Below are 25,626 nucleotides of genomic sequence, written 5' to 3' on the forward strand. Positions count from 1 at the left end.
CTTTATCGGTTATTCGTCGGTGGGCAATAAAATATCTGTGGAATGAGGATCTTGTTTGAAGAGTGTTTCGCTGGATGCAATCCAGCCCTGGGTATCGTTTGCCTGCATCACAATGTGCCCCTGGGGCGTATCAATACCAGCGAGACTTAAACCGGGGCCTTGGGTGATAGTGACCCGCATAATTTCATCGCTTCCTACCAGATGGCCATGCAATGTGAAGCCGCCATTCGCCAATGGCTCCCGCGAGTCCACCTGCATTTGCAAATGCATCCCTAATTTTTCCAGCGGTAATTCGAGCGTGTCGCCTGGCAACAACACTTGAAAACGCTCGGGATTTAATTCAATAAAGGCGCGCCCATCGTTTCTCTGCTCATCGGTGATTGGCAAGCTGTCGGGAATATCAGCTGAACTTTCCCAGGCATGTGATTGTGCTAATAAATCCAACACCTCAGCGGCAGAAAATTCGCGGTAGGGATAAAGCTGATTTAATTCGGCAATACGCTGCTCAAGGTTGGGAAACTGCGGATTATCCGAAACCGCTTGATAGCGCTCGTTGTCATTATTCTGCATTGTCACGGGTTTCTCTTGTGCATCAGCCACCACTGCTGCTGTCTTCGGCGCACGTGAAATTTTTCCACTAGCACCAACACCATCGCCAGACATTTGCTGTCCGGCATTTGGCAGCACTGCAAAATAAACAGCCAGCAAAACACCCGCCGCGAGTACGGCCAACAATAATTTATTCATTATTAATCCCGCCTTTTCGATCAAAACACCAGGCAATAAAATGCAGCATCGAACATGTCAACACACGGCTGATAACGTCGAGCACAATTTCAATCAGGCGAATTTTAGGGGGAGAAAAAAACAAAAGAGCAACGAGATTCACATCTCGCTTAATAAATCAGATTAATTGATTGAAATGCCAAGCAGCACAAACAGCGACTGAAGACTGGTTCGCGAACAGTGATTACTGTGTGAAGCGGGTTTTGTGATTGGAGCATCACATCGTTTGTGATTTATCAATGATGGCTCACCATGTTTTACGTTGCTTGATTCTGCAAAACAAAACCCCACTACACCTCGTCATCATCCGTTTTCCGACCCGCTCGTGGATGTGCGCTGTCATAAACCTTCGCAAGGTGTTGGAAATCGAGATGAGTATAAACCTGTGTGGTGGAGATGTTGGCGTGACCGAGAAGTTCTTGAACTAAACGTAGATCACCACTGGATTCCAGCATATGGCTGGCGAAGGAGTGGCGGAGCATGTGGGGATGGACGGGGTTGTCCATGCCTTGTTGGATGCTGAGTTGTTGGAGGCGCATTTGCACGGCACGATGGCTGATGCGTTGGCCGCGCTGCGTGGTGAAAAGTGCGGGCTCGTCATTTTGGGTGTATAGCTTGCGTGCTTCCAACCAATCTTTGAGCGCGGTAAGCGCGTGGGAACCTACCGGGAGAGTGCGGGTTTTGCGGCCTTTGCCGGTGACCGTGAGCATGGCGTCACCCCAGTCGATATCATTGATATCCAAACTCACTGCTTCCGCCAATCGCAAACCCGATGAATAAATTAGCTCCACCAAGGCACGGTCGCGCTTGTTAATAAAATCATCGCCTTCCACTTGCACAAATTGCGCGGCTTGGTCGGCATCCAAAACCTTAGGTAACGCTTTAGGCGATTTGGGCGCGGTGATGCCGTCGGCAATATTATTTTTGAGCCAGCCGCGGCGGATACAAAATTGAAAAAAACTGCGCAGCGACGACAACCAGCGCTGCAAACTTTTTCCGCCCAAACCTTCACGATGCAATTGCGCAACTGCCATGCGGATGTGATTCACACCCAGCATATGCAATTCTTTAATCGATTTTGATGCACAAAAAATCTGGAATTTTTCCAGATCGCGCGCGTAGCTGGTTTGGGTATGAATGGATAGCTGCCGTTCACTGCGGATATAAATGTAAAACGCCGCGAGCTGTTCGGCGAAGGGCATGGGAGTAGCCGGTGGAGAAAGGTCGGTCATAAATCTCCGCTGGGCTGCGCCCAGAAGGCATCGGGAATTAGCGCGGCAAATATTTTGGCAGTAAGCGATTGAGTACTTCTGCAATATAGCTCAAAAACAAGGTGCCCATGCTGGAGCGATAATATTGTGGGTCGCGGTTGCCAATACTGAGCAAACCAAACACGCTACCGTGAATCAGTGGCACTGTAGCGACCGAGCCGATCTCACTGGCGTGCTCGCCAAAAATAAACTGCATTTCTTTGGCACCAAGAGTACCGCACACTGCGCGGCTATTTTTCAGCAACGGGCCAACATGTTCGCGCGCTTCCGCAATACTCACAATGCGCGCTTGGCTGCTGGGCACTTTGTCGGCGTTGCCAAATAAAATCACGCTGGTGAAATGGATATTAAAATCTTTATCAAAACTGTAGTGCAGCGCATCGATGATATCGCCCATATCCTGGCCTTCCAACAGGCTCAACACCAGGCGTTTGGTTTTATCAAATAACTTGTCGTTGTCGCGCGCGTTGTCGAGCAATTTGCTCAAGCGGTGGCGCATATCGATATTGCGCTCGCGCAATATCGCCACCTGCCGTTCCACTAATGACACCGCCGAACCCGATTCGTGCGGCAGGGTAATTTCGGCTAACAGCTCATGGTGCTGTTCGAAAAAATCAGGATGCTCACGCAAGTAAGCTTCAATTTGTTCCGGTTCCAGTGGATCGGCAAGCGTGGGGATTTTTTCGTTCATAGAGTCAATTCTGGGTTATTAGATTTTTATTTGTCCATGAAATACGGTGACCGCAGGCCCCGTCATGATCACCGGTTGGCCCTCACCCGGCCATTCAATCTGCAAACTGCCACCGGGTAAATTCACCTTGACGTTTTGGTCGAGCAGCCCGCGCAGACGGCCAGCTACTACTGCGCCGCAAGCGCCGGTACCGCAGGCGAGAGTTTCGCCTACGCCGCGCTCAAATACACGTAAATTAATTTCGTTGCGCGACACAATCTGCATAAATCCGGCATTCACGCGCGCAGGAAAGCGCGCGTGGCTTTCAATCAGCGGACCCAATTCAGCGACGGGTGCAGTTTTGACATTATCGACCACCAACACCGCGTGGGGATTGCCCATGGACACAGCAGAGATATCGTACGTCTTACCGGCAACCTCAAATGGATAAGTCACTGCTTGCGCATCGGCGGTAAAAGGCACCTGCGCTGGCTGCAACCGCGGTGCGCCCATATCGACGCTGACTTGCTCGTCTTGCTGCACACGCAATTCGATTAAACCGCCTGCAGTTTCCACTTTGATAACATTTTTGCCCGTGAGCTTGCGCTCGCGCACAAACACCGCAAAACAGCGCGCGCCATTGCCACAGTTTTCCACTTCGCTGCCGTCGCAATTAAAAATGCGATAGCGGAAATCCACATCGGGTGTCTCGGGCGTTTCGACCAATAGAATTTGGTCGCAACCCACACCAAAATTGCGGTCGGCGATGTAGCGAATTTTTTCCGGTGTTAAACGCACGCTTTGGCTGACGCCGTCGATCACAACGAAGTCATTACCCAAACCGTGCATTTTGCTAAAACGTAAACGCATGTTTTTTCCTATTACTTCCGGACAACCGATCCGGTCATTTATTCGGGCAACAACATTTCGCCGCGAATCATATCGTCAAAAGTTTCGCGCGCGCGCGCCAAATGCATTTGGTCGCCATCAACGACCACTTCAGCAGCGCGGCCGCGGGTGTTGTAGTTGGAGCTCATGCTGAAACCATAGGCGCCCGCTGACATTACCGCCAGTAAATCACCTGCTTCAATCGCCAGATCGCGGTCTTTACCGAGGAAGTCGCCGGTCTCGCAAATCGGGCCGACCAGATCCCATTTTTTCACTTCGCCCGCATGGGGCTTAACGGCACGGATGTCTTGCCATGCTTGATACAGGGACGGACGGATATTGTCATTCATGGCGGCATCGATCACCGCGAAATTTTTGTGCTCGGTTGGCTTGAGGAACATCACTTTAGTGAGCAGCACACCCGAGTTTGCCGAAATTGAACGGCCAGGTTCAAACATTAACGCTAATTTACGATCGCCCAATTTGGTTTTAATCGCGGCCATGTAATCTGCCACGGGTGGCGGGGTTTCGTTGCGATAGGTCACCCCCAATCCACCACCCAAATCCAGATGGGAAATAGTAATGCCTTTGCTCGCCAATTCATCGACCAGTAACAACAAGCGGTCAAGCGCATCCAAAAACGGTGTGAGCTGGGTGAGCTGGGAGCCAATATGGCAATCCAAACCTTTGATCGCCAAGCTCGGCAACTGTGCAGCGCGGGCATAAACCGCAGGCGCGCGTTCAATCGCAATACCGAATTTATTTTCTTTCAAACCGGTAGAAATATACGGGTGAGTATTGGCATCCACATCGGGATTTACCCGCAGTGACACGCTCGCCACCTTGCCTTTTTGTGCAGCGATTTGCGCAAGCAGTTCCAATTCCGCTTCTGACTCAACGTTGAAACAAAAAATTCCCACATCCAATGCGCGCGCAATTTCATCCGCGCTTTTACCCACACCGGAAAAAACAATGCGCGATGGCTGGCCACCGGCGAGCAGCACACGCTCCAATTCACCACCGGAGACAATATCGAAACCGGCGCCGAGTTTGGCGAGCATATTTAAAATCGCGAGATTGGAGTTGGCTTTAATCGCATAACAAATCATACCGGGATGCGAACCCAAGGCCTGCGCGTAGGATAAATACTGCTGCGTAAACGCTGCGCGACTATACACATAACAGGGCGTGCCAAAGCGTTCGGCAACAGCGGCCAGCGGGGTATCTTCAACGTAGAGTTCGCCATTGCGTTCGGTGAAATGCTGCATAAAAAATCTCGATCAAAAAGCGGGGAGCGGATGGTTTGGAATTACTCGGCCGGGGTTTCAGGCTGATTGGTTTTGGGTTGGTCTGCCTTGGGCTGCGCGGGCTCGGTTTGCGGAGCTGGAGCTTCCGGCTGAGGCTTGTTGGGCTGGGGCAAATAAAGCGGGCCTTTCTGGCCACAGGCGCCAAGGCCAAGGCATAGCAACATCAATACAACTGCAATTTTCATAACCGGAGTCCGATGACACCCTGAACTTGGCAGGGTCAGGTAAAAGACGGGGCAGTATAACCCTGCCAATAGCCAGCGTCACTCCCGCTTATTTACCCTGTGTCACTCCCACACGCGGGAGTCCAGCTGTTGATTTACCAATAAGACCTATGGATCCCCGCTACGCGAGGATGCCGACTCCCTATTAATCAGGTGTCGCAGAAGTGAGGCAAATAATTTATGCAGGAAAAAGAATGCAGAATCAATCCAATACCGAGCGCAACTCCTCGGCTGATACCAGTGCACCATTGGCGATGAGTGAGAGTTTTTGAATCGCCGCTTTTAATTGTTCAACATCAACCAAACTGTCGGTGGACTCCAGCAACTGCCAAGCCTCTTCAGTTAAATCGAATTCGGCGGTGAGTGCAAATTCGCGAATATAAAACTGCGCGAGATCGCGCAAATCCCCGTAGCGTTCACGCAATGCGGGCAAGCGCAACTCCAGCGCATGCTGCGCCAGCCATTGGGATTGCGATGACGCGAGCGGCGCATCTTCACTGCTCAAGCTCATAATCAAACGTACACTGTAGGTGCCGTCAAAACGGGCGTTGGCGGCCTTGAGCCAAAAATTGCGCAGCGCCTGGAAACTGCTGCTGGATAACGCATCGATATTGCGCACAAACAGGGTGCCGCCATTGGCGTAGGTGTGCAGCGATTGCAAAATGCTCGCCGCCGCGCCCTCCTCCCATTCATTGCAGTCAGATTCGATAAAGGGCGCGGTATCGGCGCGCGATAAACAATGCAGGCTGCGCGCAGCAATTACTTTACCGCTACCTTTGTTGGCGCGGATCAATACCGGCTGCGTCCCTTTGGCCAATTGATCGATCCGTTGATCCAATTGGCGCAACGCTTTGCTGTTGCCGATCCAATAACTCTGGTCGCCATAAATATGGATCGCACGGTAGCGAGTCTGGTAACGACCAATGGTGCGGATAATTTCATCAGCAACCAATGCCAGCTCTTTGGTTAATTGTGCAGGTTTTGCTTCCACGCCCGGCGCTGCTTGTGCAACCAAATACCCCAGGCGCTGCGGCTGCCCCTGCGGCAATTTAAAATTCAGCGGTAAACTGAACGCGGTCTCGGCGATAAAATCTTCAAAGGGAGAATTGTTTGCCTCCTGCGTGGAAATAAAAAATTCCTCTACCTTTCCGGCGGCGGCGAGCTGTAAGTCCTGAGTGTCATTGACCAGTAACAAATGGTGATAGCCCTGATGGGTAACGCAGCGCAAAGTGATAGCCGCATGCGCAAGGCCAAGGCGATCAACCGCCGCGCGCAGGATAATTTTGCTGAGCGTGATAAAACTTTTATTCACTGGCACCCACTTGGCGCTAGTGGACTGATTGAATTTGTGGATGGCGCGGGCGACCGGCTTGTGGTTCATAGCGGCTTGGAACAGGGCAATCATAGCGACAGTCTCTTAATCCATGCAGACAATAGGTGGGAAAACTGGGGCATCTTGTGGCAATCTATAGCTCTTGGATGAAATTGCCTATTACAGGGCATTACAGACAGAACCTAACCCAAACCAACATATAGATCAGCACACACATAGACGCGCGGGCAGCATTTACACAAGGAGCGAAAGAATCAGCAGCACCGCGCTCTGGCAATGCTTACTTTTTACGCGGAAACCTTATGGCTTATTTGTTGGATGTCGCTACAGAGAATTACTTTCCTCTCGCGCCCCATCACACCTTTGGCAGGCTCGCCGAGAGTGTGGATACCCACATCAATAAACCCTACGTCTCCAAATTGCACGCAGCGATTGAATGGAACGGCAGCCATTGGCGCCTCAAAAATCTCGGCCTAAACGGCACCTGGGTGAATGGTGTCAGCCTCGGTCAGGGAGATACCCGCGACCTGAGCCTGAATGATGAAATCCACTTTGCCGAACAAACTGACCCGGGCTTTACCGTGATCAATCTCGCTCCACCGGCAGATATGCTTTGGCCGCTGGATAACATGCTCGCGCAAATTGAACCTATTTACCTCTCGCGCTACCACCTGCTACCCGATGCAGAACATCCGGAGCTCGCGCTGTTTTACAACGAGCAGACACAGCAATGGCATCAGGAAGCATTGAACCAGCAGTGCGAACATGAGCAGCCGGAATTGAACGATGGCGATCTGGTGCAGTTCAGCAACAGCCATTGGCAATTTGTGCGCGCGCAAATTTATGGCCCGACCGAAGCGAAAGCCTCGCGCCACATTAATGATTACGAATTTATTTTTAATATGAGCATGGATGAAGAAACCACCCAGCTCGAATTGCATCACCAGCAAACGCTGGACCTGGCCGTGCGCACCCACCACTACTTATTGTTGCAACTCGCTCGGCACCGAGCAGAAGATGCCGGGCGTGGCTTGGATAGCAAAAGTCAGGGCTGGGTTTATGCTGACCAGCTCGCAGCAGAGTTGGGGCTGGACAGCACCCATATGAATATCCAGATTTTCCGCGCGCGCAAACAATTGGTTGATGTACTGCCCGACGCTGTCGGCCAACAAAATTTATTGGAAAGACGCGGTGGCAAAATCCGCTTCGGGTGCGAAAAATTTAAAATCTACAAAGGCGACAAGCTCACACTCGCCTCGCCACTCAAATCCTGCTGAGTGTTGAATGAATAACTCGCTTCCGCCCAACACCGTTGCAGCGCAGACCGAGCCCAATAAGCTCGGGCACTACGAGCTGCTCGACTGTATCGGGCGCGGCGGAATGGGTTTGGTGTATCGCGCGCGCGATACACGACTGGATCGGCAAGTCGCGATTAAATGTTTACGCACCGAATTATTTGAGCACCACTACGTCGAGCGATTTAAACGCGAGGCGCTGCTGCTGGCAAAATTAAATCACCCGAATATTGTGCAGATTTACGATTTTATCGAAGCGCCCGACCAACTCGCGCTGGTGATGGAATTGGTGGAAGGCCAAAATTTACAATTGTATTTGCGCGAGCATATTGCGCCCTTTGCGCAGCGCATGCGCTGGCTGACCGACATTGCCCAGGGCCTCGCGGTTGCGCATGACGCCGGTATTATTCACCGCGACTTAAAAGCCGAAAATATCCTGATCAACCAGCGCAAAGTCGCCAAGATTACCGATTTGGGTATCGCCAAATCGCAAGACTATAACGCGACTCTGACCGATCACGTCGCGGGCAGCTATTGCTCCATGTCGCCCGAACAGGCGATGGGCGAAACCATCGATTTTAAGAGCGATTTATTTTCCTTCGGTATACTCGCGTACCAATTGTTGTGTGGCGCACATCCGTTTGGCGATACCAATAATAAATTGCAGTTAATGCAGCGGATTATCTCCCATCCGCCCACTTCCCCCGGCAAGCACAATCCGAATTTGCCAGCAGAGATTAATGACTTACTCGGCCAGCTACTCAGCAAAGATCCCACCAAACGTCCGGACAATACCCACTGGGTCGCCGCGCAGTTTGAAGCGCTGAGCCACTTGCAGCTGGCCAATGATTTTGTGAGTGATGATACGCAAGCGCTGATGCCAACCGGTGCGGCGGCGAATCAATCGACTATAAAAAATACTGGAATTAATAACGCAGTAAGAACGCAGGATCATCCCACCTTTGAAACACGCTTTGTTGCAGTTAATGCAACTCTGAAAAAATCACGCTGGATGTCGATTAAAAATTATGTGGCTGATAATAAAATCAGTGCGGGTTTTGGATTATTCAGTATATTGCTTCTTGCGGTGGTGGCAGCTTGGCAGCTACAACCTAAACCGCCGAAGTATATCGCGGTGATCCCACCGAATTTGACAGCAAACGGGATGCAGGAATCACAGCAAGAGTTGGTGAAAGGTGCTGTATATGATGCGATTCAACAGAGTGTAATTCAGCTGGATGGATTCTATTTAATTCCTCGCACTGAAATTTCAGCAGTTGGCAGCGATCTGGAAACGGTACGCATTAGCACCGCAGCAGATGAATTAATCACTGCCAACCTGGATTGCCAAGTTGAATTGTGCACAATCACCTTAAATCGCATGACCAGCACGACTGACAATGCCCAAGGTCGGTTAAATGTCGCAGGCACTAAAACCCTTGATGTACTGACTGATAACTATTTATCAGTCGCCGCGATTGTCGAACGAAATATAGAGAGTTTGTATGCAAAGAAATCCATGCAATCCTTCTCTAACAGTACACAAGACGATTACTTATCATTCCTGAACATTAATACTGAATACCGAAAGTCGGGGGCGAATGAAGCACAAATATCACAACTTGAACGCCTAAAAATTGCAACGAAAAAGCTGGCAGCTACCCAAACGTTATTCAGAGAAATCACTTTGGATTTGTATCATCAAACTAAAAATACCGACTATTTGGACAGACTCGAGACATTCCTTTCTATCAATAACAAACATGATGATATCAGCCATCTTTACAATCTTTATTTTTTGAAAATTGCCCAGCACAACAACAAAGAAGCCGACCTATTAGAAAAAAAATTAGCACTGGGAGAAGCAGCCACCACAGAACTCAAAGCCTACCGAAAAATGCTCAATAAGGATTATCAGGCAGCCGTTGAGCTTTACAAGCGTTCAATAGAGTCCCGGGCAAATGTTAAAACCGTGTTTTACTTGGCAAACGCTTATTGGTACATGGGTGACACGGCAAATGCCAAAAAGTATTTGGAGGATGTACTAAAAGTATCTCCTAGCTTTCACGAGGCCAACAGCTTGTATGCCATTATTGCGCTTACCGAAGGGCGAGCACTGGACGCCCAAAAATCGCTCGAACTTATCACACAGAACAACCCGGATGATTTGTACAATGTGGGCAACCTTGCTGTCGCCTATATGCTGAATGGCAAACACCAGCGGGCCGCCGATATTTTTCAACAATTATTAGCAAGAGACTCCGAAAACACATCGCACATGTTGAACTATGCCGATGCGCAAAAACTTGCCAACAATCACACCGAAGCGGCCACGATCTACCAAAAAATTATTGCTATTACCACAGCTATCAAACCCAACAACGAACAGCTACGCGCACAGACACAAGCTTATGCCCAAATTGGCAATTTCCCCGCTGCGCTAACCGCACTGAGTGAACTTGAAAAAATTGATTCGCAAAATATCGAGACCAGTTACACAGCGGCGCTAGTACACAGCTTGGTAGGCAACAAAGCCTCTGCCCTGTTAAATATAGAAAAATCACTGGCATTGGGTATGCACACCATTTGGTTTTCATTTAACTGGTTTGATGGAATGTGTGTCCATCAAGAATTTGGTGAACTGCTGAAAAGATACGGGGAGCAGCAACGCTGCTCCCTGGTTACTATGGCCGACGAGGATATATCGTTGGATCTTGCGACTCATAGATAGACACAGCTCCAGTCGCCGCATTGGTAAATGACGCCACAAATCCAAACGGAATTGCCTCCTCAGAGTTTTCCAACACATGCACGTAAACCAGCATGGTAAAACCGTTATCAATGATTTCCAAAGCAATATCATTGCTTGGGTCACTATCCGCGGCATCTGTAGCAACACCACTCAAAGCAAAACGCCAGGTGCCATTGGTGCTAGGATTTGGCTGCATTTTAATTACTAAAATGGCACGTTCAAACTCACGCTCTATCGCCGAGGGATTCAGCTCAAAACGTACGGTCAGTGTGGAAATATCAACGGTGCTACCTACCTCAGTAAACTTCCAGTCTCCGGGACCCGAGACCGTTGGCATTGCTGGAACTAAATTGAAAAACTTAATTACCTGACCACCCTTAGGAACATTAACGGTTACATCACCCACAGTTGCCACGTTTTTAGCGGATTTTTTCACCGGTTTTTTGGCACTTGCGGCGACTTTCTTGACGGGTTTTTTTTCAGTTTTTTTATCTGCTTTTTTCTTTTCAGCTGCCATATTGAATGCTTCCTGTTAGTTAAATGTGTGAAATCCCTAAGTGGTCACCACATCAAAAACAACGGCCTTTTGATTGTGTGCCGCCCTCTTCCCAGACGACGGCTAAAAATGTAGCAAAACAAGCATAGATCAAATGCTGGTTACCCGCCTGCACAGCTGCAATGATTGTCGGCTCGATTCATCAGTATTGATAATTCACCGATACACCAATCGTACGCGGACGCGTGACATATTCAAACTGGCCTTGGTCACCATAAAAATCATCAAAGCGACCACCAGAAATACCGCGCGTATTTTCAATATTATTCACAAACGCACCCAGACGCCAATTACGCAGTGTTACACCAACGCGCGCACTGGCGATATTGTAGGCATCCAGCTTTTGATAGCTGGCAAATTCCGGATTAAGCGCTGTATACACATGACCGATACGGTTCATGCCGATGCTGGCATCCCAAAGAGCGCCGTTGAACTCACGATTGAAATCCAGCGAGAGACTCCATTGGGTGCGCGGCGAACCCGGTAATTGATTGCCATCGTACACAGCAATCGTCGCAATAGATTCGGTGATCGCAGCATCGGTATAAGAATAACCCGCGTGCAGAGTAAAAACGTCATTCAACTGTGCCGATGCATCCAACTCAACACCTTGGGTGCGCGCTTTACCGGCATTATCCCAAGCGGTGCGGCCATCAATAGTTTCCAATTGGACTTGCAGGTCATCCCATTCGATATTAAACAGCGCTGCATTCAATTCGAGGCGCTGCGCGAGCCACAGCGAACGAAAACCGAGCTCATAATTAGTGGCTTGGTCGGGACGATAAAAACGGTTGTTAAGTACTTCTGCCGGTGCGGTATTAGCGCCCCCGCGGCGATAACCTTCTGCCGCGAGGAAATAGATTTTTTTATCGTCGCTGAATTGATAACTGGTGCTGAATTTACCAAGCGTGTCATTGCTCACATCATCGCCGTTCTCGCAATCAGCGGTGGGATCAGGGAAATAAGTGATGCATACGTCCAACTGGTCATCGTAACGGAAATAACGGGCACCGACAGTCGCGTCCCATTTTTCAGTGAGGTCATAGGTCATTTCGGCGTAGGTGGAGTATTCATCGAGCGTTTCGGTTTGAGTAGCGAGATATTCCAGATCGCCAGGCAAATCCATTTCGAAAAATTCACCCAGACCAGGCGTGTAATCCCCCATGTACGCGTCCAGATCGTCACGGCTATAAAAAGCACCGGCCAGCCAACGCAATCGCTGCTCATCCGGTGATGCCAAGCGCAATTCGGCACTGTCTTTTACGACATCCACAATACTGGCGTTGTACGCAGAAAGATCATCGTAAAGATTGTAATACTCAACATCTGGGTCAAGACCTATATACAAATCTGTCTGGTCAGCGCGCTCATTGTGAGCATAATCATAGTGATTCAGACTCGCCGTCAGAGTCGCCCACTCCATATCATAATTGACATCGATGCTTGCCAACTGCAATTTACCTTCCATTGGTTGTAAGTAACGGCTGGAAGCAGTGTATTCATCACCGGTAAAATTTTCGTTAGTAGCCTGACGGTCGCCAACATTGATTTTTTGATAGTGATAGCTGCTATTGAGCGACAATTTTTCAGTCGCTTGCCAAAGTAAACTGATGCGCGCCTGATTGGTTTCGTCGTCATTGATATCATCTTGCGCACCGGACAACAAATAAGGGTTGTCGATAAAACCGGCATGGTCAGTTTTGCCGAGCATTAAACGCAGCCCGAGGGTATTGTCGACGAGCGGGGTGTTCACTACCAAATCGGTATCGTAACTCAAATCATCGCTTGCATCGGTTTGTGAAATTTCAGCGGTAGTGCTCACGGAATATTTTTCCAAATCCGGTTTAGCGGTGACGTAACGAATTAATCCACCGATAGATGCATTGCCATAAAGCGTACCTTGGGGGCCACGCAGGATTTCCACTTGCTGCAAATCTTTCAAACTAAAAGAAGGCGGCACAAAATAACCTTGTAGCGGAATGTTATCGACATAACTCGCAATTGCAGATCCATCGCCGCCCAAATCATTGGAACCAATTTCATCCAGGCGCAGACCGCGCATAATCAATACCGCAGGGTTGCGAGGACCTGCATCTACCAGCGAAAAACCTGGAACCTGCGCGGCAATATCCCCCAAATTCTTAATACTGGAAAAATCACTCACCACGCTGATTGCGCCAGAAAAATCCTGCAAACTTTGTTGACGCTTGGCGGCGGTGACGATCACTTCTTCAACCACCGGGGTAGTGTTAGCTGCAGCGGGCAAGGCGATCAATGGCAATAGCGCACAAGCAAGTACAAGTGGTTTACGACGATGCGATCGAGCGTATGTGTGATGATTCATGAGCGGAATTCTCTTGTAGTAGTGAAAATAGTCAGTGTGTGGCCGCCACATCCGCTGGCTGTTGGCGATATTCCGATGGTGTTTTCCCTACCAGCTTTTTGAAAAAAGTATTGAATACGGATTTGCTGTTAAAACCCACTTCCAGATAAATATCGGTAATCGTCTTTTCTTTATTCGCAGGATCAAGCAAACGCTTTTGCGCTTCTTCAATACGGTAGCCATTCACGAATTCATAAAAGTTGTGATTGAAATGGCGATTGATGATCATCGATAAATCTTTTGCCGGAATCGCGAGTGTTTCAGCGAGCATATCCAGCGTCAGCTCCGGATTGAGATAGGTTTTTTGCGCGCGCATCAGGCCGTCAATTTTTGCGGCATATTCGGGGTTGAGCAATTTTTCTTGCGTGGATTTTTTGGCTGGCTCTTTGGTGTCTTTTTGTTTCACCGCTTCAAAATTGCTGAAATAACGCATGCTGGTAAATACCAGCGTACACACCAAAAAGAACAGCGCGTAATAACCGCTCAGACCAATGTACTCAATCGGGTTGCCATCGGGGTCGGGGTGGAGGAAATCGTAATCGGCAAACAGGCCTGCCATTTTCGCGAGCGCGAGGAACGCCTCCATACTCGTGACAAGGGTAAATCCGACTACAAGGATCTTAAGCCAGAGGATATCCACCTTTTCAATATTGGAGTGGGTATTTTTGAGGATGTCTTTGTATTTAAAAATCAGCAGGAAACCCGCCACGCAGTAGCCAACGCGCGTGCATTTGATCAACAAATCCATGCCGATATAGCCCGGGCTGTACACAAAGGCTTCAGTGTTGATCCATTCCAGGCGAGTCGCCGCTGGAAAACGGTAGAAGGCGACTACCATAAAGAGTGCAAACAGACCAAAGGGGATCAGGTGTAGATAGTCCTTGGGACGGAGATGGAAATCGCGGAACACCAGAGACTTCACATAAAAATAGAGCAGCACTGCGTCCAGATAGTAGGCGAACGCACCGATAAAATAGACTTGCGGCCATTTTTCACGCACATGCAATTTGAACTCCGCCCCCCAGAGGATGAGTTCATGTAAAGGAATAAGGGCGTGCGCAATTAAAAACGCGGCGAGAAAGTAGTTGCTGGTATTTTGGGGCGGATTGGTGGCAATCAGCAAGAGCGCAAAAAAACAGCAGAGCATTGCCGTCATTAACAGGATGACATCGTGGAAGTTGAAAACGACCTGGTTCATGGCTTCTCCCAAAAACTTCTTATTTTTTATAGCGGAGGTCATTGCCCCAGCCATTTGTTTCACGCCGGATACTATAGAAGATGAATCCCGTGGGCTAGAAAAAATCGCGTACGAGCATTTTTCCCATAGTCGTACCCGTTCGCCTTCGTCTTTTTTGTGTACCACTTTTGCTCTCGAACGACAGAGTTTAGCCCGCAGCCCTATTCTCAGCCCCGACGAAATCCAGCGCATACAACCCCGCGCACAACAACAGGGAATGCAGTAATCCGGAATCAGGCTTTCGTACTCTGTGACAGATAACAATAACTTTACAGGTACCCAACTATGAACAAGTCATTACTTGCGCTCTGCCTCGGCGGCGCACTATTCAGTCAATACAGCGTTAGTCAGGTAAATACACCCGCCACCATACAGGCGGAAGCCTACAGCCATATGAATGGTGTGCAGCTCGAAGCCACCAACGATACCGGCGGCGGCCAGAACGTTGGTTGGATCGATGCCAATGACTGGCTCTCCTACGCTAACAGCCCGGTCAATATCACCACTGCAGGCGCTTACGATATTGAATATCGCATCGCCAGCCAAAGCGGCGGCGGTAATATCACTTTTGAAGAGGCGGGCGGCACACCCGGTTATGGCAGCATCGCCGTGCCCAGCACCGGCGGCTGGCAAACCTGGACGACTATCAAACAGCGCGTGAATTTGAGCGCAGGTGTGCATCGTTTTGGCATCAAAGTGAACGCGGGCGGATTCAACATCAACTGGTTCAGGGTAGTGCCGGTACAAACCCAAACCTGGACACCCTTGCCCGCCATCAAACAAAGCGGCTCGCTTTGGGTTAACGCCAACACCAACCAGCGCGTGGATTTGCGCGGTACCAACCTGGGCAACTGGCTGATCCAGGAATTCTGGATGATGGGCGGCATCATCTCCCACAACGGCGGAGCGGTAAATGACCAGTGCACCCTTGAGTCAGTGATGGCACAACGCTTCGGCAATGCCGAAAAAGAGCGCCTGATGAAAGTGTTCCGCGACAATTACATCACCACACGCGACTTCGACATGATGAAAGCCATGGGCATGAACGTCGTGCGCATCCCCTTCCTTTACAGCCTGATTGAAGACGAGTACAACCCTTACAACGTGCGCAGCGACGCCTGGCAATATCTGGATTGGGCGATCAATGAAGCAGAAAAACGCGGTATGTACACCATCCTCGATCTGCACGGCGCAGTCGGCGGCCAAGCGGCAGCGTCCGAGCAGCACGACGGCTGTATAGGTGCGGCGCAACTCTGGACCAACGCCAACTACTGGGATCGCACCAAGTGGCTGTGGGATGTTATCGCCCAGCGCTACAACGGCCGCAGTGCCGTCGCCGCTTATGACCTGTTGAATGAACCTTGGGGCACTGACGCCACTACCCTCGCCAACCGTTCTTATGAGCTGTTCAACGTGGTGCGCGCGAAAGATGCCAATCACATCATTTTGTTGCCCGGCCACAATTCCGGTATCGATGCCTATGGCAACCCGAACAGCCGCGGCCTGACCAATGTGTCCACCTGGATGCACTTCTACCCTGGCCTCTGGGGATGGAATGACACTGCCACTTACGGCGCTGGCCAAGCCAACATGCATGCGAACTGGCTGCATTGCAACCAGAACGGTACGGGCGAAAGCTGCGATTGGCGCAACAAAATCAACGCTATCCAAACTCCGTTCCTGGTGGGCGAATTCCAACCCTGGACGCTGCTCGGCAGTTACGGCGGCCAGATGACCCGCAAAACCTACGACATCTATAACAGCTACGGCTGGGCAGCCACCAACTGGGCGTGGAAAACCACTTCAGCGGGCGGATCAAACGGCGATACCAGCGGCTGGGCTTGGGGCATGATCACCAACTCCAACAACGGCGGTGGCATGAGCAACCTGAACGTGAGCAGCGCGAGCGCCGCGCAGATCGAAAGCTGGTTCCGCCAATTCTCCACTCAACCCTTAGTGCGCAACGAAAGCATCGCCTACTGGATGAACTGGAAAGCGCAAACCGGTCAACGTATCGAAGCAGAAATGTTTAAAGATCACAGCGGCATCCGCATGGAAACCACCACCGATACCGATGGCGGATTCAACGCTGGCAGCACCGATGACAACGACTGGATGAGCTACCCGATCAACATCCCCACTGCGGGCAATTACACCTTGCAAGTACGCGTGGCATCACCCTACTCAGGCGGCACTTTGGTGTTGAGTCGCAATGGTACGGATTTGGGTGTAGTGACTGTGCCCAATACCGGTGGCTGGCAAAACTGGCAGACGGTGAGCATCACCGTGAACTTACAAGCAGGTCAGCAAGACCTGGCGATCTTCGTGAGAAAAGGTGGCTGGAATATCAACTGGTGGCAACTCACCAAGCAATAGTCCAGCCCGTTAGTGTCTACGAAGCCTTGACCGGCACAGCAATGTGCCGGTCTTTTTTGAAACTGTGTGAATCCCGTGTTTTAAACTCTCGTGTTATCTCCATAGCCTTCATGATTTTCCACCCTGGTTAATCATGAGCCTTTTCGCCGATGCAGAAATGTATCGGCTTTTTTGTTTTCAGATCACAAAAAATGGTTAGACTGAACCCCACACCAACAACTTAGCAATCTCGATCAGGAACAACTCGCAAAAAGCTCGCATGATGCGTGACACCTGAACAGAACGATTTCAACCACGAATGATTGAATGAGCGATAACCCGATCAACAGCTACGACAAACGTATAAACAGAGTGTGTGAATACATCGATCAGAACATCAACCAAGACTTAACGCTTGATGCACTGAGTGATGTGGCCGCATTTTCAAAATACCATTTTCATCGGGTATTTTTGGTTTATACCGGCATGAGTGTGACTCGCTATATTCAGCTCGCCAGACTGAAGCGCGCCTCATACCGCTTGGCATTTGAAAATGAAAAACGGGTTATTGATATTGCATTGGAAGCGGGCTTTGAAAGCCCCGAAGCATTTGCGCGCGCTTTCAAACGCACCTTTGATCAATCGCCATCTGAATTCAGGGGTGAGCCCAATTGGCCAGAATGGCATTTGCGGTTTCAATTTCAGCCAAAGCCTTATGGAGCCATCCCCATGAACGTCAACATTATTCAATTTGAAACCACGAAAGTTGCGCTGCTGGAACATCTGGGTGCGCCGGAAAAGGTGTTAGAGACAGCCGGAAAATTTATTGCCTGGCGCAAGGCCACTGGCCTATCGCCGGTAAAAACCAGCAAAACCTTTGGCATTCCCTACAGTGACCCCAAAACCACTGAACCAGAAAAATTTCGCTGGGACGTATGCGGCACTATCGACACCGATATTCCCGCGAATGATTACGGTGTAAAAAACGGAATAATTCCCGGCGGAAAATGCGCCGTTGTTCGACACAAAGGCAGTCACAGTAATCTTGATACCAGCATCTACGCGTTTTATCGCGAATGGTTGCCTAACAGCGGCGAAGAAATTCGCGATTACCCCTGCTTTTTCCACTACGTGAATTTTATCTACGAGGTTGATGAATGCGACCTCATTACTGATATTTATTTCCCGCTGAAATAAGTTGTAATATCAACTCGGACACCAAACCGCGTAATAATTTGGCATTTGTCGCTGGCTTGTTTTATTTGATTCTTGGGGTAAGAAATACGAACTTACTTAGAGCAGGCCAGCAAGGTTAGACCAACCATATCTATTTACTATTAAGGCGTAAGCATGGAAGTTCAAGGTCATATTAAATTTACAGTTATTGAAAGATCATCAGATGAAGTTATATCTGAAATGCCAATACAACCCGGCATATTAAATCCTTTTGGTACTGTTAATGCAGGCGCTACTTTGTGGCTCGCTGATGTAAACGCATCCGTACTTGTTCTTGCAGGCGTTGATCCTGAGAAAGGTATGAAAGGTTTTCCTTTGGCAATAAACATTAATGCCAATTTGTTAGGAAACAATACGACTGGAGCATTTGTGGCAAAATCAAATTATGTCAAAAAAGGTCGTACCGTTAGTGTAGTTAAAACAACGGTTACTGACACATCTGGCAAGTTAATAGCAGAAGTTACCACAAGCCACGTTCAGTCAACCTGATTTTCATCAATAGCCTGACAAGCGACTGCGGCAAAAATAATAGAAATCAACAGTGCGGTACACACTGATCGGCTAAGATGCGCACTACACAGCCCATTTGTTTTTTACATTACCAACAGGATTTTATGCAACTCATTGAGGTTAATAAGGCGCGTTATAATCGCCATGTAAAGATTGTGTTCGCAGCCTGTGCAATTGGTTTGGCGATTGGTAGTTTATCCCTATCGCAACTGCTCATTGCGTTATTCCCCGATGAAAGTGGCCGTCATTTTCATTGGAATTTGCTCGGTGTTGTGGTTACTGCCATAACGGTTGTCTGGTTACTCAATAAATTTCGACAGCACGAATTTATGCGTGAGGTAACCTACGTATGGGAGCTGAAGCAGGCGCTTAATAAAATTCACCGGAAAATGCGAGCACTGGAAACCGCTGCCAATGAGGGCAATATCAATGCACTAGTGGCGATGCAATACAGTTACGCCGGTTCACGCCTGTTATGGCAGTTGGATGATAACACTCTCACGCTGGATGAGCTGGCCATTAAACAAGCAGAACTTGATCGACTAGCGGAAAAGTTTAATGTAACGCTCAAGGCAAATGATTATGACGAGAGCATGTTAAAGCCGTTTTAACCAGCAATAGAAGGTCCATTCCTGCCTGACGATTTGCGTAATAGAGTCTACAGCCTATACATCAATCGGTGTAAGCAGACGCGAGAAGAGGGAGTTGCGATGTCAGGCTATAAAACGCGCCTCAAAATACAAGGGGATTTTTTTGGTCAGCTGCTTCCAGAATTCGGTTTTTTGTAGCATGGTCTGTTGTGCTTGGTCGAGGGATTCGAAAGTCTCCACCGGACGGTGCCCGCCTTCAAAGAGCTCGTAATGCGATGTTACCTTTTGGTTATCGGCATCGTAATTTTCTACGAGGAATATTTTGAATAACTCGTTGCTTGAAATTATTTTTTTCATGGTTTTCTCCTGTTCTTATATTTTTTATTTTAAGAGAAAAATCTGAATTGCAAAGAGATTCACAATTATTTAATGAAACCTGTATCAAAACGTCACAATCACCAAAAAATTATGGTGTTGTATAGTTACAACAACACCGTATGCACCATTCTGGCCCAAACCTGACACCCCTCCCACCCGTTCCGTTCTACTCCTACGCCCCAACCAAACCAAACCCACTTTTGAGGTTGAGGTTCGGTTGCACTCAACAGGACGCAGTGCAATTTTTTCTATCGTTAACTGGCGTCGACAGGATCAAGCCTCTCCCTGGGTTCAAGAGAAGTCAGTCATAGTGGAGCTGACGCCCGACCGCGGCTATCGCCGATCGGTGGCGCTGGCAATGAATTTCCCTTGTAACCTCTTGTGCCCCGTGCCTGCACGGGGCTTTTTTGTACAGGCGTGCGGGTATATCTGATTCCCAGTTTAGGCAAAACTTAATCTGAGCCGGTTCGAGTAAATTTAAACGGGCGCAAGCCTTTGATGAGTCAGTCAGGATTCACGCGGCAATAACACCCATAAGTGTTGAACAATAACTATCGACAAAATAAGAGAAACCGCTATGACTAACCCCAACAGCAAAATCCCGTTTATCAACCTGAAAACCAGCCTGCTCAGCACCTGCATCATCGGCCTTGTTGCCTGTGGTGGCGGGGGCGGTAGTGGTGGTGGCGGCAAGTCGTCGACTCCCGCCAGCTCATCAGCTGCTTCGGTCGCGCCGTCGTCTTCCAGCGCAGCCAGTAGCATCGCGCCCGATGAAGGCATGACCATGCTCAAAACCGATGGCACCAAATGGGTGAAGGCCAGCGGTAATCCAATCCACCTTAAGGGAACCAACCTGGGTAACTGGCTGGTGCAAGAATTCTGGATGATGGGCCAGGGCGGCAATGGCGTGCATGACCAATGTACCTTGGAAGCCAAACTCACCGAGCGTTTTGGCTACGATGAAAAAGAGCGTTTGATCAAATTATTCCGCGACAACTGGATCAAAGAGCGCGATTGGGATCAACTTAAAGCGTTCGGATTTAATGTCGTACGCCTGCCGATCCTTTGGAATGTGATCGAGGATGAAAAAAATCCTCGTACGCTGCGTGCTGATGCCTGGCATTACCTTGACTGGACAATTGCTGAAGCGAAAAAACGTGGCATCTATGTGATCCTCGATTTACACGGTGCCCTCGGTGGCCAAACACCAAATGACCACACCGGCTGCTCTGGCCAAAACAAATACTGGACTAACACCGAATATCAAGACCGCACCAAATGGTTATGGGAACAAATCGCTACCCGCTATAAAGATGAACCCGCCGTCGCCGCCTATGACCCACTCAATGAACCATGGGGCTCAACCGCTGAAGACATGGCCGTACGAGTGACCGAGCTGTACGAGACCATCCGCAAGATCGACAGCAAACACATCGTTATGCTGCCCAGCCATTATGGCAATATCGAAGTCTATGGCGATCCGGTTGCCAAAAACATGACCAATGTGGCCTTTGAGCTCCACCCCTACCCTGGTCTGTTTGGCGATCGCCCCAACGACACCCATTTTGATATCCACCGAGATTGGCTCAAATGCGGCCAGACTGGCACCGGCGGTGTATGCGACTGGAACACCAAATTGACTGCACTCAAAACCCCAATGCTGATGGGCGAATTCCAACCCTGGCAGTCTGCGGGTCTGGAACTGGGTGGCAAAATTGCACGCGCCACTTATGACATCTATGCCTCTTACAACTGGGCATCCACCAGCTGGGCTTACAAACTTGTCTCGGTTGCGGGCGGCCAGGGTAAAGGCACCTGGGGCATGGTGACGAATGAGATCAACACCAGTTTGGATACTGGCGTCGGCCTGATCACCAAAGCCAGCACCTGGGATTGCAACAACTGGGACTCGAGCTTCGCCAACGCCTGTGCCAAAAAGGCCACCACCATAACGGCAGGCGGCACGGGCGACAAAACCTACTATCTGGTAGTGAAAACTGGCGCTAACGGCGGTGCCAACCCCGATGTGACCTTTGATAGCATCAGCCTGAAAAACACCACTACCAACGAAGAACTGCTGGCCAACGGCAACTTTGGCGCCAGCGGCGGCTGGTCAGAACTGACCATCAGCGGTGCACTCAACTTCAACTACAACAGTGTTGATGCCAGCAAAGCGCCCACCGGCAGTGACGGTGCAGTCATGCATATCACCCGTCCGGACGGCGTAACCGGTGAAATCAACGGTGCGCTCTACCAGCAAATCACCCTTAAAGGCGGTCAAACCTACAACTTCAGCGGTGTATTCAAAGGTAATGGCAGCGTGAACACCTGGGCGGAGATCTACCTGATTGAAGACGCGCCTGTGGCCGGTAAAGATGTTGTCGATAACGCGGGCAAAGTGGATTTCACCACCGCGCCGATTTCCGAGATCGAAGCCCTGTTTAAGAGCTACGGTGAAGTGGGTTATGACGTGAATGCAGGCTTGGCCAAATGGCTGGTAACCAGTGAGCACAATGACGTGTTCGACTATCCAGCGCGCCCCACCAACGTCAACCTGGTGCAAACCGGTAATAGTGTTGCGCTGACATGGGCGGCGGTAACCGGCAACGGCATCACCTACAACGTCTATCGTGCAACCAGCGCTGGTGCGAAAGGCACCTTAGTCGCCGAAGGCCTGACCACTACCAGCTTCAACGACTCCGGCTTGAATGAAGATGAAACCTACTACTATTCAGTCGCTGCAAAAAATAGCATCGCCGAAGGTTACACCAGCACGCCGGCCAATACTCAACTGTTGTTTGTCGCAGTGCCAGCCAAAATCGAAGCGGAAAAATTCACCGCAATGAGCGGCATCCAAACTGAAGCCAGTGGCGATACCGGCGGCGGCACTAACGTGGGCCATTTTGAAACGGGCGACTTTATTGAATTCAAAATCAAAGCGGAAACAGCCGGTAATTACACCATTGATTACCGCCTTGCCAGCCAAACTGGCAGCACTGGTTTTGACGTGCTGATTGATGATGTAGTGGTAGACACCATGGATCTCGCAGCCACTGGCGGCTGGCAAACCTACATCACCAAAACCGGCAAATCCTTTGCGATGACAGCAGGCAACCACACATTGCGTTTCCGCTCGATTGGCAAGGAATGGAATATCAATTGGTTTGAGATTAAAAAGCAGTAACGCGACAAACCTTATCCGGATTGTGGACGCGATCCGGATAAGGCTATCCAACAATAGCGAAACACCAAAAAATAGAGAGCCCAACTATGACTAAACACTTACAAACCTTAGCCATCGCGCTTGCAATCGCCGGCACCGCGTTCGGAACCCATGCCGCCGACACCAGTGCCAGCACAAAAACACTGAGTGTTTACACCACAGCCAAAGATACCCATCACAAGTTGAGCCTCACCGATACCCTGAGCTTTAAACCCGCGCAACAAAATAAAGAAACGGAAATTGCGATTTACGTTAACCCCGCCAAACAATACCAAACCTTTTTAGGTATTGGCGGCGCGATTACCGATGCGAGCGCAGAAACTTTTGCGAAATTAAACAGCAAGAAAAAAGCCGAATTTTTAAAAGCCTACTACGACAAAAAAGACGGTATCGGCTATAGCCTGCTGAGAACCACCATCCACAGCTCCGATTTCAGCAGCGGCAGCTACACCTATATCGAAGAAGGTGACAAAGAATTAAAAACCTTCAGTATCAAGCACGATCAAAAATATCGCCTGCCGATGCTGAAAGCGGCCATTAAAGCGGCCGGTGGAAAAATTACCACCTACGCGAGCCCCTGGAGTGCGCCCGCGTTTATGAAAGACACCAACCATATGTTGCAAGGCGGAAAATTATTACCCGAATACAACAATGCGTGGGCCACCTACTACACCAAATTTATTAAAGCCTACGAAAAAGAAGGCATACCGATTTGGGGGATCACAGTTCAAAATGAACCTATGGCGAAACAAACCTGGGAATCAATGATTTTCACTGCCGAAGAAGAACGCGACTTCCTGAAAAATCATCTCGGCCCGGTAATGGAAAAAGCTGGTTACGGCGATAAAAAAATTATCGTATGGGATCACAATCGCGATTTAATTGTGCATCGCGCCAACACCATCATGAGCGACCCTGAAGCAGCCAAATATGTGTGGGGCATTGGCTTCCACTGGTATGAAACCTGGACTGGCGCAAAACCGCTGTACGGTAACGTTGCAGAAGTTTCAAAAGCTTACCCCAATATAAACCTGATGCTCACTGAAGCCACCGTAGAAAAATTCAACGCCGAGCGCTATCACTACTGGCCCAACGCCGAGCGTTATGGCGATTCATTAATTAACGATTTTAACTCTGGAGCTGTCGCATGGACCGATTGGAATATTTTGCTCGACAATACCGGTGGCCCCAACCATGTCGGCAACTTCTGCTTCGCGCCTATCCACGAAAATAACGGCGAGTTAATTTACACACCAACCTATTACTACCTCGGGCATTTCTCCAAATTTATCCGTCCCGATGCCAAACGCGTAAGCGCCGTATCAAGCCGCAGCGTTTTACAAACCACTTCATTTATGAATGCGGATAACAAACTGGTGACCGTCGTTATGAACAATACTGACGACGCGATCAGCTATCGCTACTATGTGGGCAATGAAGAGGCAACCGTCAACATCCCCGCGCATGCGATGCAGACATTAGTGTACTGATTAAGTAAACATCAGCAAAAAGATCAGGGATGGCATTCGGTCAAAACCAAAATAACCCGCTTCGGCGGGTTTTTTTCGCTGCAGTGATTATCACCCTTTACCCCTACAAGCTGTCGAAATAATTTACACGACACATCAGGATTACAGCGCCAAAACGACAATAAATCCATAGTAAACAACAGCATAATGAATCAAGCACAGTTCTTGCTTTAAGGCGGCCGCTGTACAACATCAATTCCACATAGGGATAACCATGAAAACTTTAAAAACTATTTCACTCGCTTGTTTAATTTTCGGTGCTGCGCAAGCTGCTGTTGCAGGTCCGATCTACTTGACCAGTGGTTCTGAGCCTTGGGGCACTAACGCTAACATCGACAACTTCGATGCCGCTTTTGGTGCAGGCAATTGGGACAGAGCAGTATTTGGTGATGCTGGCGTATTCAGTGACACCTCTGACTTTGTTTACATTGATGGTGGCGACGGCAATACTTTCGATTTTGAAACCTGGTACAACAGCAACCGCAGCACCGTAGAAACCTTCGTTGCTTCTGGCGGTAGTGTGTTTGTTAACGCTGCTAGATGGGGCGGCACCGACAATTTTGATTTGGGCTTTGGTGCAACCCTGACCGAAACTGGCAATTACTCAACTGAGTGCACCCTGACTACCAACGACTTCGCTGCTGCTGGCACTGTGTTTACCGGTTCAGGCTGCTCACACGACGTAGTAGCAGGCGCTGGCTTCAACACCCTGGCCTACTCAACAGCAGGCAACATCCTGTTGGAGAAAAGCTACGGCCTGGGTCATGTAATGCTGGGCGGTATGACCACCACCAACTTCCACTCAGGCAATGGTTTTGACATCCGCGTTAACATGCTGAAATACGCTAATGACGGCGTAACCGCTGTTCCAGAGTCATCTAGCATTGTGCTGTTCGGCCTTGGCTTGCTCGGCCTTGGTTTGGCACGTCGCAACAAAAAAGCTTAATAGCTGCAACTAACTGGCTTTAACCTCTCGCCAGCTTCGCAAAACCCCACCCTAACAAGTGGGGTTTTGTTTTTTTGGCGCCGCACCTTAACAAAAAATAATCCTTTCGCGCTGTTGGCTGACACCATTGACTGGCACACTCTGCCCGGCTTTATCA

General features: G+C 49.4%; 20 protein-coding genes. 9 read left to right on the plus strand and 11 right to left on the minus strand.

Annotated elements, in window-relative coordinates; translation table 11 throughout:
- Positions 1 to 9: 9 nt before the first annotated feature.
- The 7 genes from J2X05_RS01865 to J2X05_RS01895 form a co-directional block, all read right to left on the minus strand.
- Positions 10 to 747 carry a protease inhibitor BamI-like protein gene (locus tag J2X05_RS01865; protein ID WP_310067920.1) on the minus strand — a complete coding sequence of 246 codons (738 nt, stop codon included), beginning with the start codon at positions 745 to 747 and terminating at the stop codon, positions 10 to 12.
- A 329-nt stretch (positions 748 to 1,076) separates the two neighbouring features.
- Complete coding sequence (gene xerC / locus J2X05_RS01870) at positions 1,077 to 2,018, minus strand: tyrosine recombinase XerC (RefSeq protein ID WP_310067923.1); 942 nt, start codon at positions 2,016 to 2,018, stop codon at positions 1,077 to 1,079.
- A 37-nt stretch (positions 2,019 to 2,055) separates the two neighbouring features.
- A complete protein-coding gene (locus J2X05_RS01875) occupies positions 2,056 to 2,748 on the minus strand; it encodes a DUF484 family protein (RefSeq protein ID WP_310067925.1) in 693 nt (230 codons plus the stop codon).
- Positions 2,749 to 2,766: 18 nt separating this feature from the next.
- A complete protein-coding gene (dapF, locus tag J2X05_RS01880; RefSeq protein ID WP_310067926.1) occupies positions 2,767 to 3,597 on the minus strand; it encodes a diaminopimelate epimerase in 831 nt (276 codons plus the stop codon).
- A 38-nt stretch (positions 3,598 to 3,635) separates the two neighbouring features.
- On the minus strand, positions 3,636 to 4,883 hold the full coding sequence (lysA, locus tag J2X05_RS01885) for a diaminopimelate decarboxylase (RefSeq protein WP_310067929.1): 1,248 nt from the start codon (positions 4,881 to 4,883) through the stop codon (positions 3,636 to 3,638).
- 41 nt (positions 4,884 to 4,924) lie between these two features.
- The gene (gene lptM / locus J2X05_RS01890; RefSeq protein ID WP_310067933.1) at positions 4,925 to 5,107 is read right to left on the minus strand and encodes an LPS translocon maturation chaperone LptM; all 183 of its coding nucleotides are present in this window, start codon (positions 5,105 to 5,107) and stop codon (positions 4,925 to 4,927) included.
- Positions 5,108 to 5,348: 241 nt separating this feature from the next.
- A complete protein-coding gene (locus J2X05_RS01895; protein ID WP_310067937.1) occupies positions 5,349 to 6,551 on the minus strand; it encodes a sigma 54-interacting transcriptional regulator in 1,203 nt (400 codons plus the stop codon).
- Positions 6,552 to 6,781: 230 nt separating this feature from the next.
- Between J2X05_RS01895 and J2X05_RS01900 the strand changes: the two genes are divergently transcribed.
- Together J2X05_RS01900 and J2X05_RS01905 are read left to right on the plus strand one after the other, a co-directional pair.
- Positions 6,782 to 7,756 carry an FHA domain-containing protein gene (locus tag J2X05_RS01900; protein WP_310067939.1) on the plus strand — a complete coding sequence of 325 codons (975 nt, stop codon included), beginning with the start codon at positions 6,782 to 6,784 and terminating at the stop codon, positions 7,754 to 7,756.
- A 7-nt stretch (positions 7,757 to 7,763) separates the two neighbouring features.
- The gene (locus tag J2X05_RS01905; RefSeq protein ID WP_310067942.1) at positions 7,764 to 10,505 is read left to right on the plus strand and encodes a protein kinase domain-containing protein; all 2,742 of its coding nucleotides are present in this window, start codon (positions 7,764 to 7,766) and stop codon (positions 10,503 to 10,505) included.
- Here the strand turns inward: J2X05_RS01905 and J2X05_RS01910 are convergent.
- The 3 genes from J2X05_RS01910 to J2X05_RS01920 all read right to left on the minus strand — a co-directional run bounded on the left by J2X05_RS01910 (position 10,459) and on the right by J2X05_RS01920 (position 14,663).
- Positions 10,459 to 11,043 (minus strand): DP-EP family protein, encoded by a 585-nt coding sequence (locus J2X05_RS01910; RefSeq protein WP_310067946.1) that lies wholly within the window; start codon positions 11,041 to 11,043, stop codon positions 10,459 to 10,461. The genes J2X05_RS01905 and J2X05_RS01910 overlap by 47 nt on opposite strands.
- A 181-nt stretch (positions 11,044 to 11,224) precedes the next feature.
- Positions 11,225 to 13,426, minus strand: a complete 2,202-nt coding sequence (locus J2X05_RS01915; RefSeq protein ID WP_310067948.1) for a TonB-dependent receptor — start codon at positions 13,424 to 13,426, stop codon at positions 11,225 to 11,227.
- A 31-nt stretch (positions 13,427 to 13,457) separates the two neighbouring features.
- On the minus strand, positions 13,458 to 14,663 hold the full coding sequence (locus J2X05_RS01920) for a helix-turn-helix domain-containing protein (protein ID WP_310067950.1): 1,206 nt from the start codon (positions 14,661 to 14,663) through the stop codon (positions 13,458 to 13,460).
- Between the two features lie 324 nt (positions 14,664 to 14,987).
- Here J2X05_RS01920 and J2X05_RS01925 point away from each other — a divergent pair, with 324 nt between their 5' ends.
- From J2X05_RS01925 to J2X05_RS01940, 4 genes are all read left to right on the plus strand, one after another.
- Entirely contained in the window at positions 14,988 to 17,078 is a 2,091-nt protein-coding gene (locus J2X05_RS01925; protein WP_310067953.1) for a carbohydrate-binding protein, read from the plus strand.
- Between the two features lie 306 nt (positions 17,079 to 17,384).
- On the plus strand, positions 17,385 to 18,254 hold the full coding sequence (locus J2X05_RS01930) for an AraC family transcriptional regulator (RefSeq protein ID WP_310067955.1): 870 nt from the start codon (positions 17,385 to 17,387) through the stop codon (positions 18,252 to 18,254).
- A 153-nt stretch (positions 18,255 to 18,407) separates the two neighbouring features.
- Positions 18,408 to 18,782, plus strand: a complete 375-nt coding sequence (locus J2X05_RS01935) for a PaaI family thioesterase (RefSeq protein ID WP_310067956.1) — start codon at positions 18,408 to 18,410, stop codon at positions 18,780 to 18,782.
- A gap of 125 nt (positions 18,783 to 18,907) precedes the next feature.
- Positions 18,908 to 19,414 carry a DUF3087 domain-containing protein gene (locus J2X05_RS01940; protein ID WP_310067959.1) on the plus strand — a complete coding sequence of 169 codons (507 nt, stop codon included), beginning with the start codon at positions 18,908 to 18,910 and terminating at the stop codon, positions 19,412 to 19,414.
- Between the two features lie 102 nt (positions 19,415 to 19,516).
- Here J2X05_RS01940 and J2X05_RS01945 read toward each other — a convergent pair whose 3' ends face one another.
- The gene (locus J2X05_RS01945) at positions 19,517 to 19,750 is read right to left on the minus strand and encodes a hypothetical protein (protein ID WP_310067960.1); all 234 of its coding nucleotides are present in this window, start codon (positions 19,748 to 19,750) and stop codon (positions 19,517 to 19,519) included.
- A 598-nt stretch (positions 19,751 to 20,348) separates the two neighbouring features.
- Between J2X05_RS01945 and J2X05_RS01950 the strand changes: the two genes are divergently transcribed.
- From J2X05_RS01950 to J2X05_RS01960, 3 genes are all read left to right on the plus strand, one after another.
- Positions 20,349 to 22,955 (plus strand): cellulase family glycosylhydrolase, encoded by a 2,607-nt coding sequence (locus J2X05_RS01950; protein WP_310067962.1) that lies wholly within the window; start codon positions 20,349 to 20,351, stop codon positions 22,953 to 22,955.
- Positions 22,956 to 23,041: 86 nt separating this feature from the next.
- Complete coding sequence (locus J2X05_RS01955; RefSeq protein WP_310067966.1) at positions 23,042 to 24,484, plus strand: glycoside hydrolase family 30 protein; 1,443 nt, start codon at positions 23,042 to 23,044, stop codon at positions 24,482 to 24,484.
- A gap of 253 nt (positions 24,485 to 24,737) precedes the next feature.
- A complete protein-coding gene (locus J2X05_RS01960; protein WP_310067969.1) occupies positions 24,738 to 25,469 on the plus strand; it encodes a PEP-CTERM sorting domain-containing protein in 732 nt (243 codons plus the stop codon).
- The last annotated feature ends 157 nt before the right edge of the window (positions 25,470 to 25,626 follow it).

The organism is Cellvibrio fibrivorans (assembly GCF_031457055.1).
Classification (GTDB): Bacteria; Pseudomonadota; Gammaproteobacteria; order Pseudomonadales; family Cellvibrionaceae; genus Cellvibrio; species Cellvibrio fibrivorans.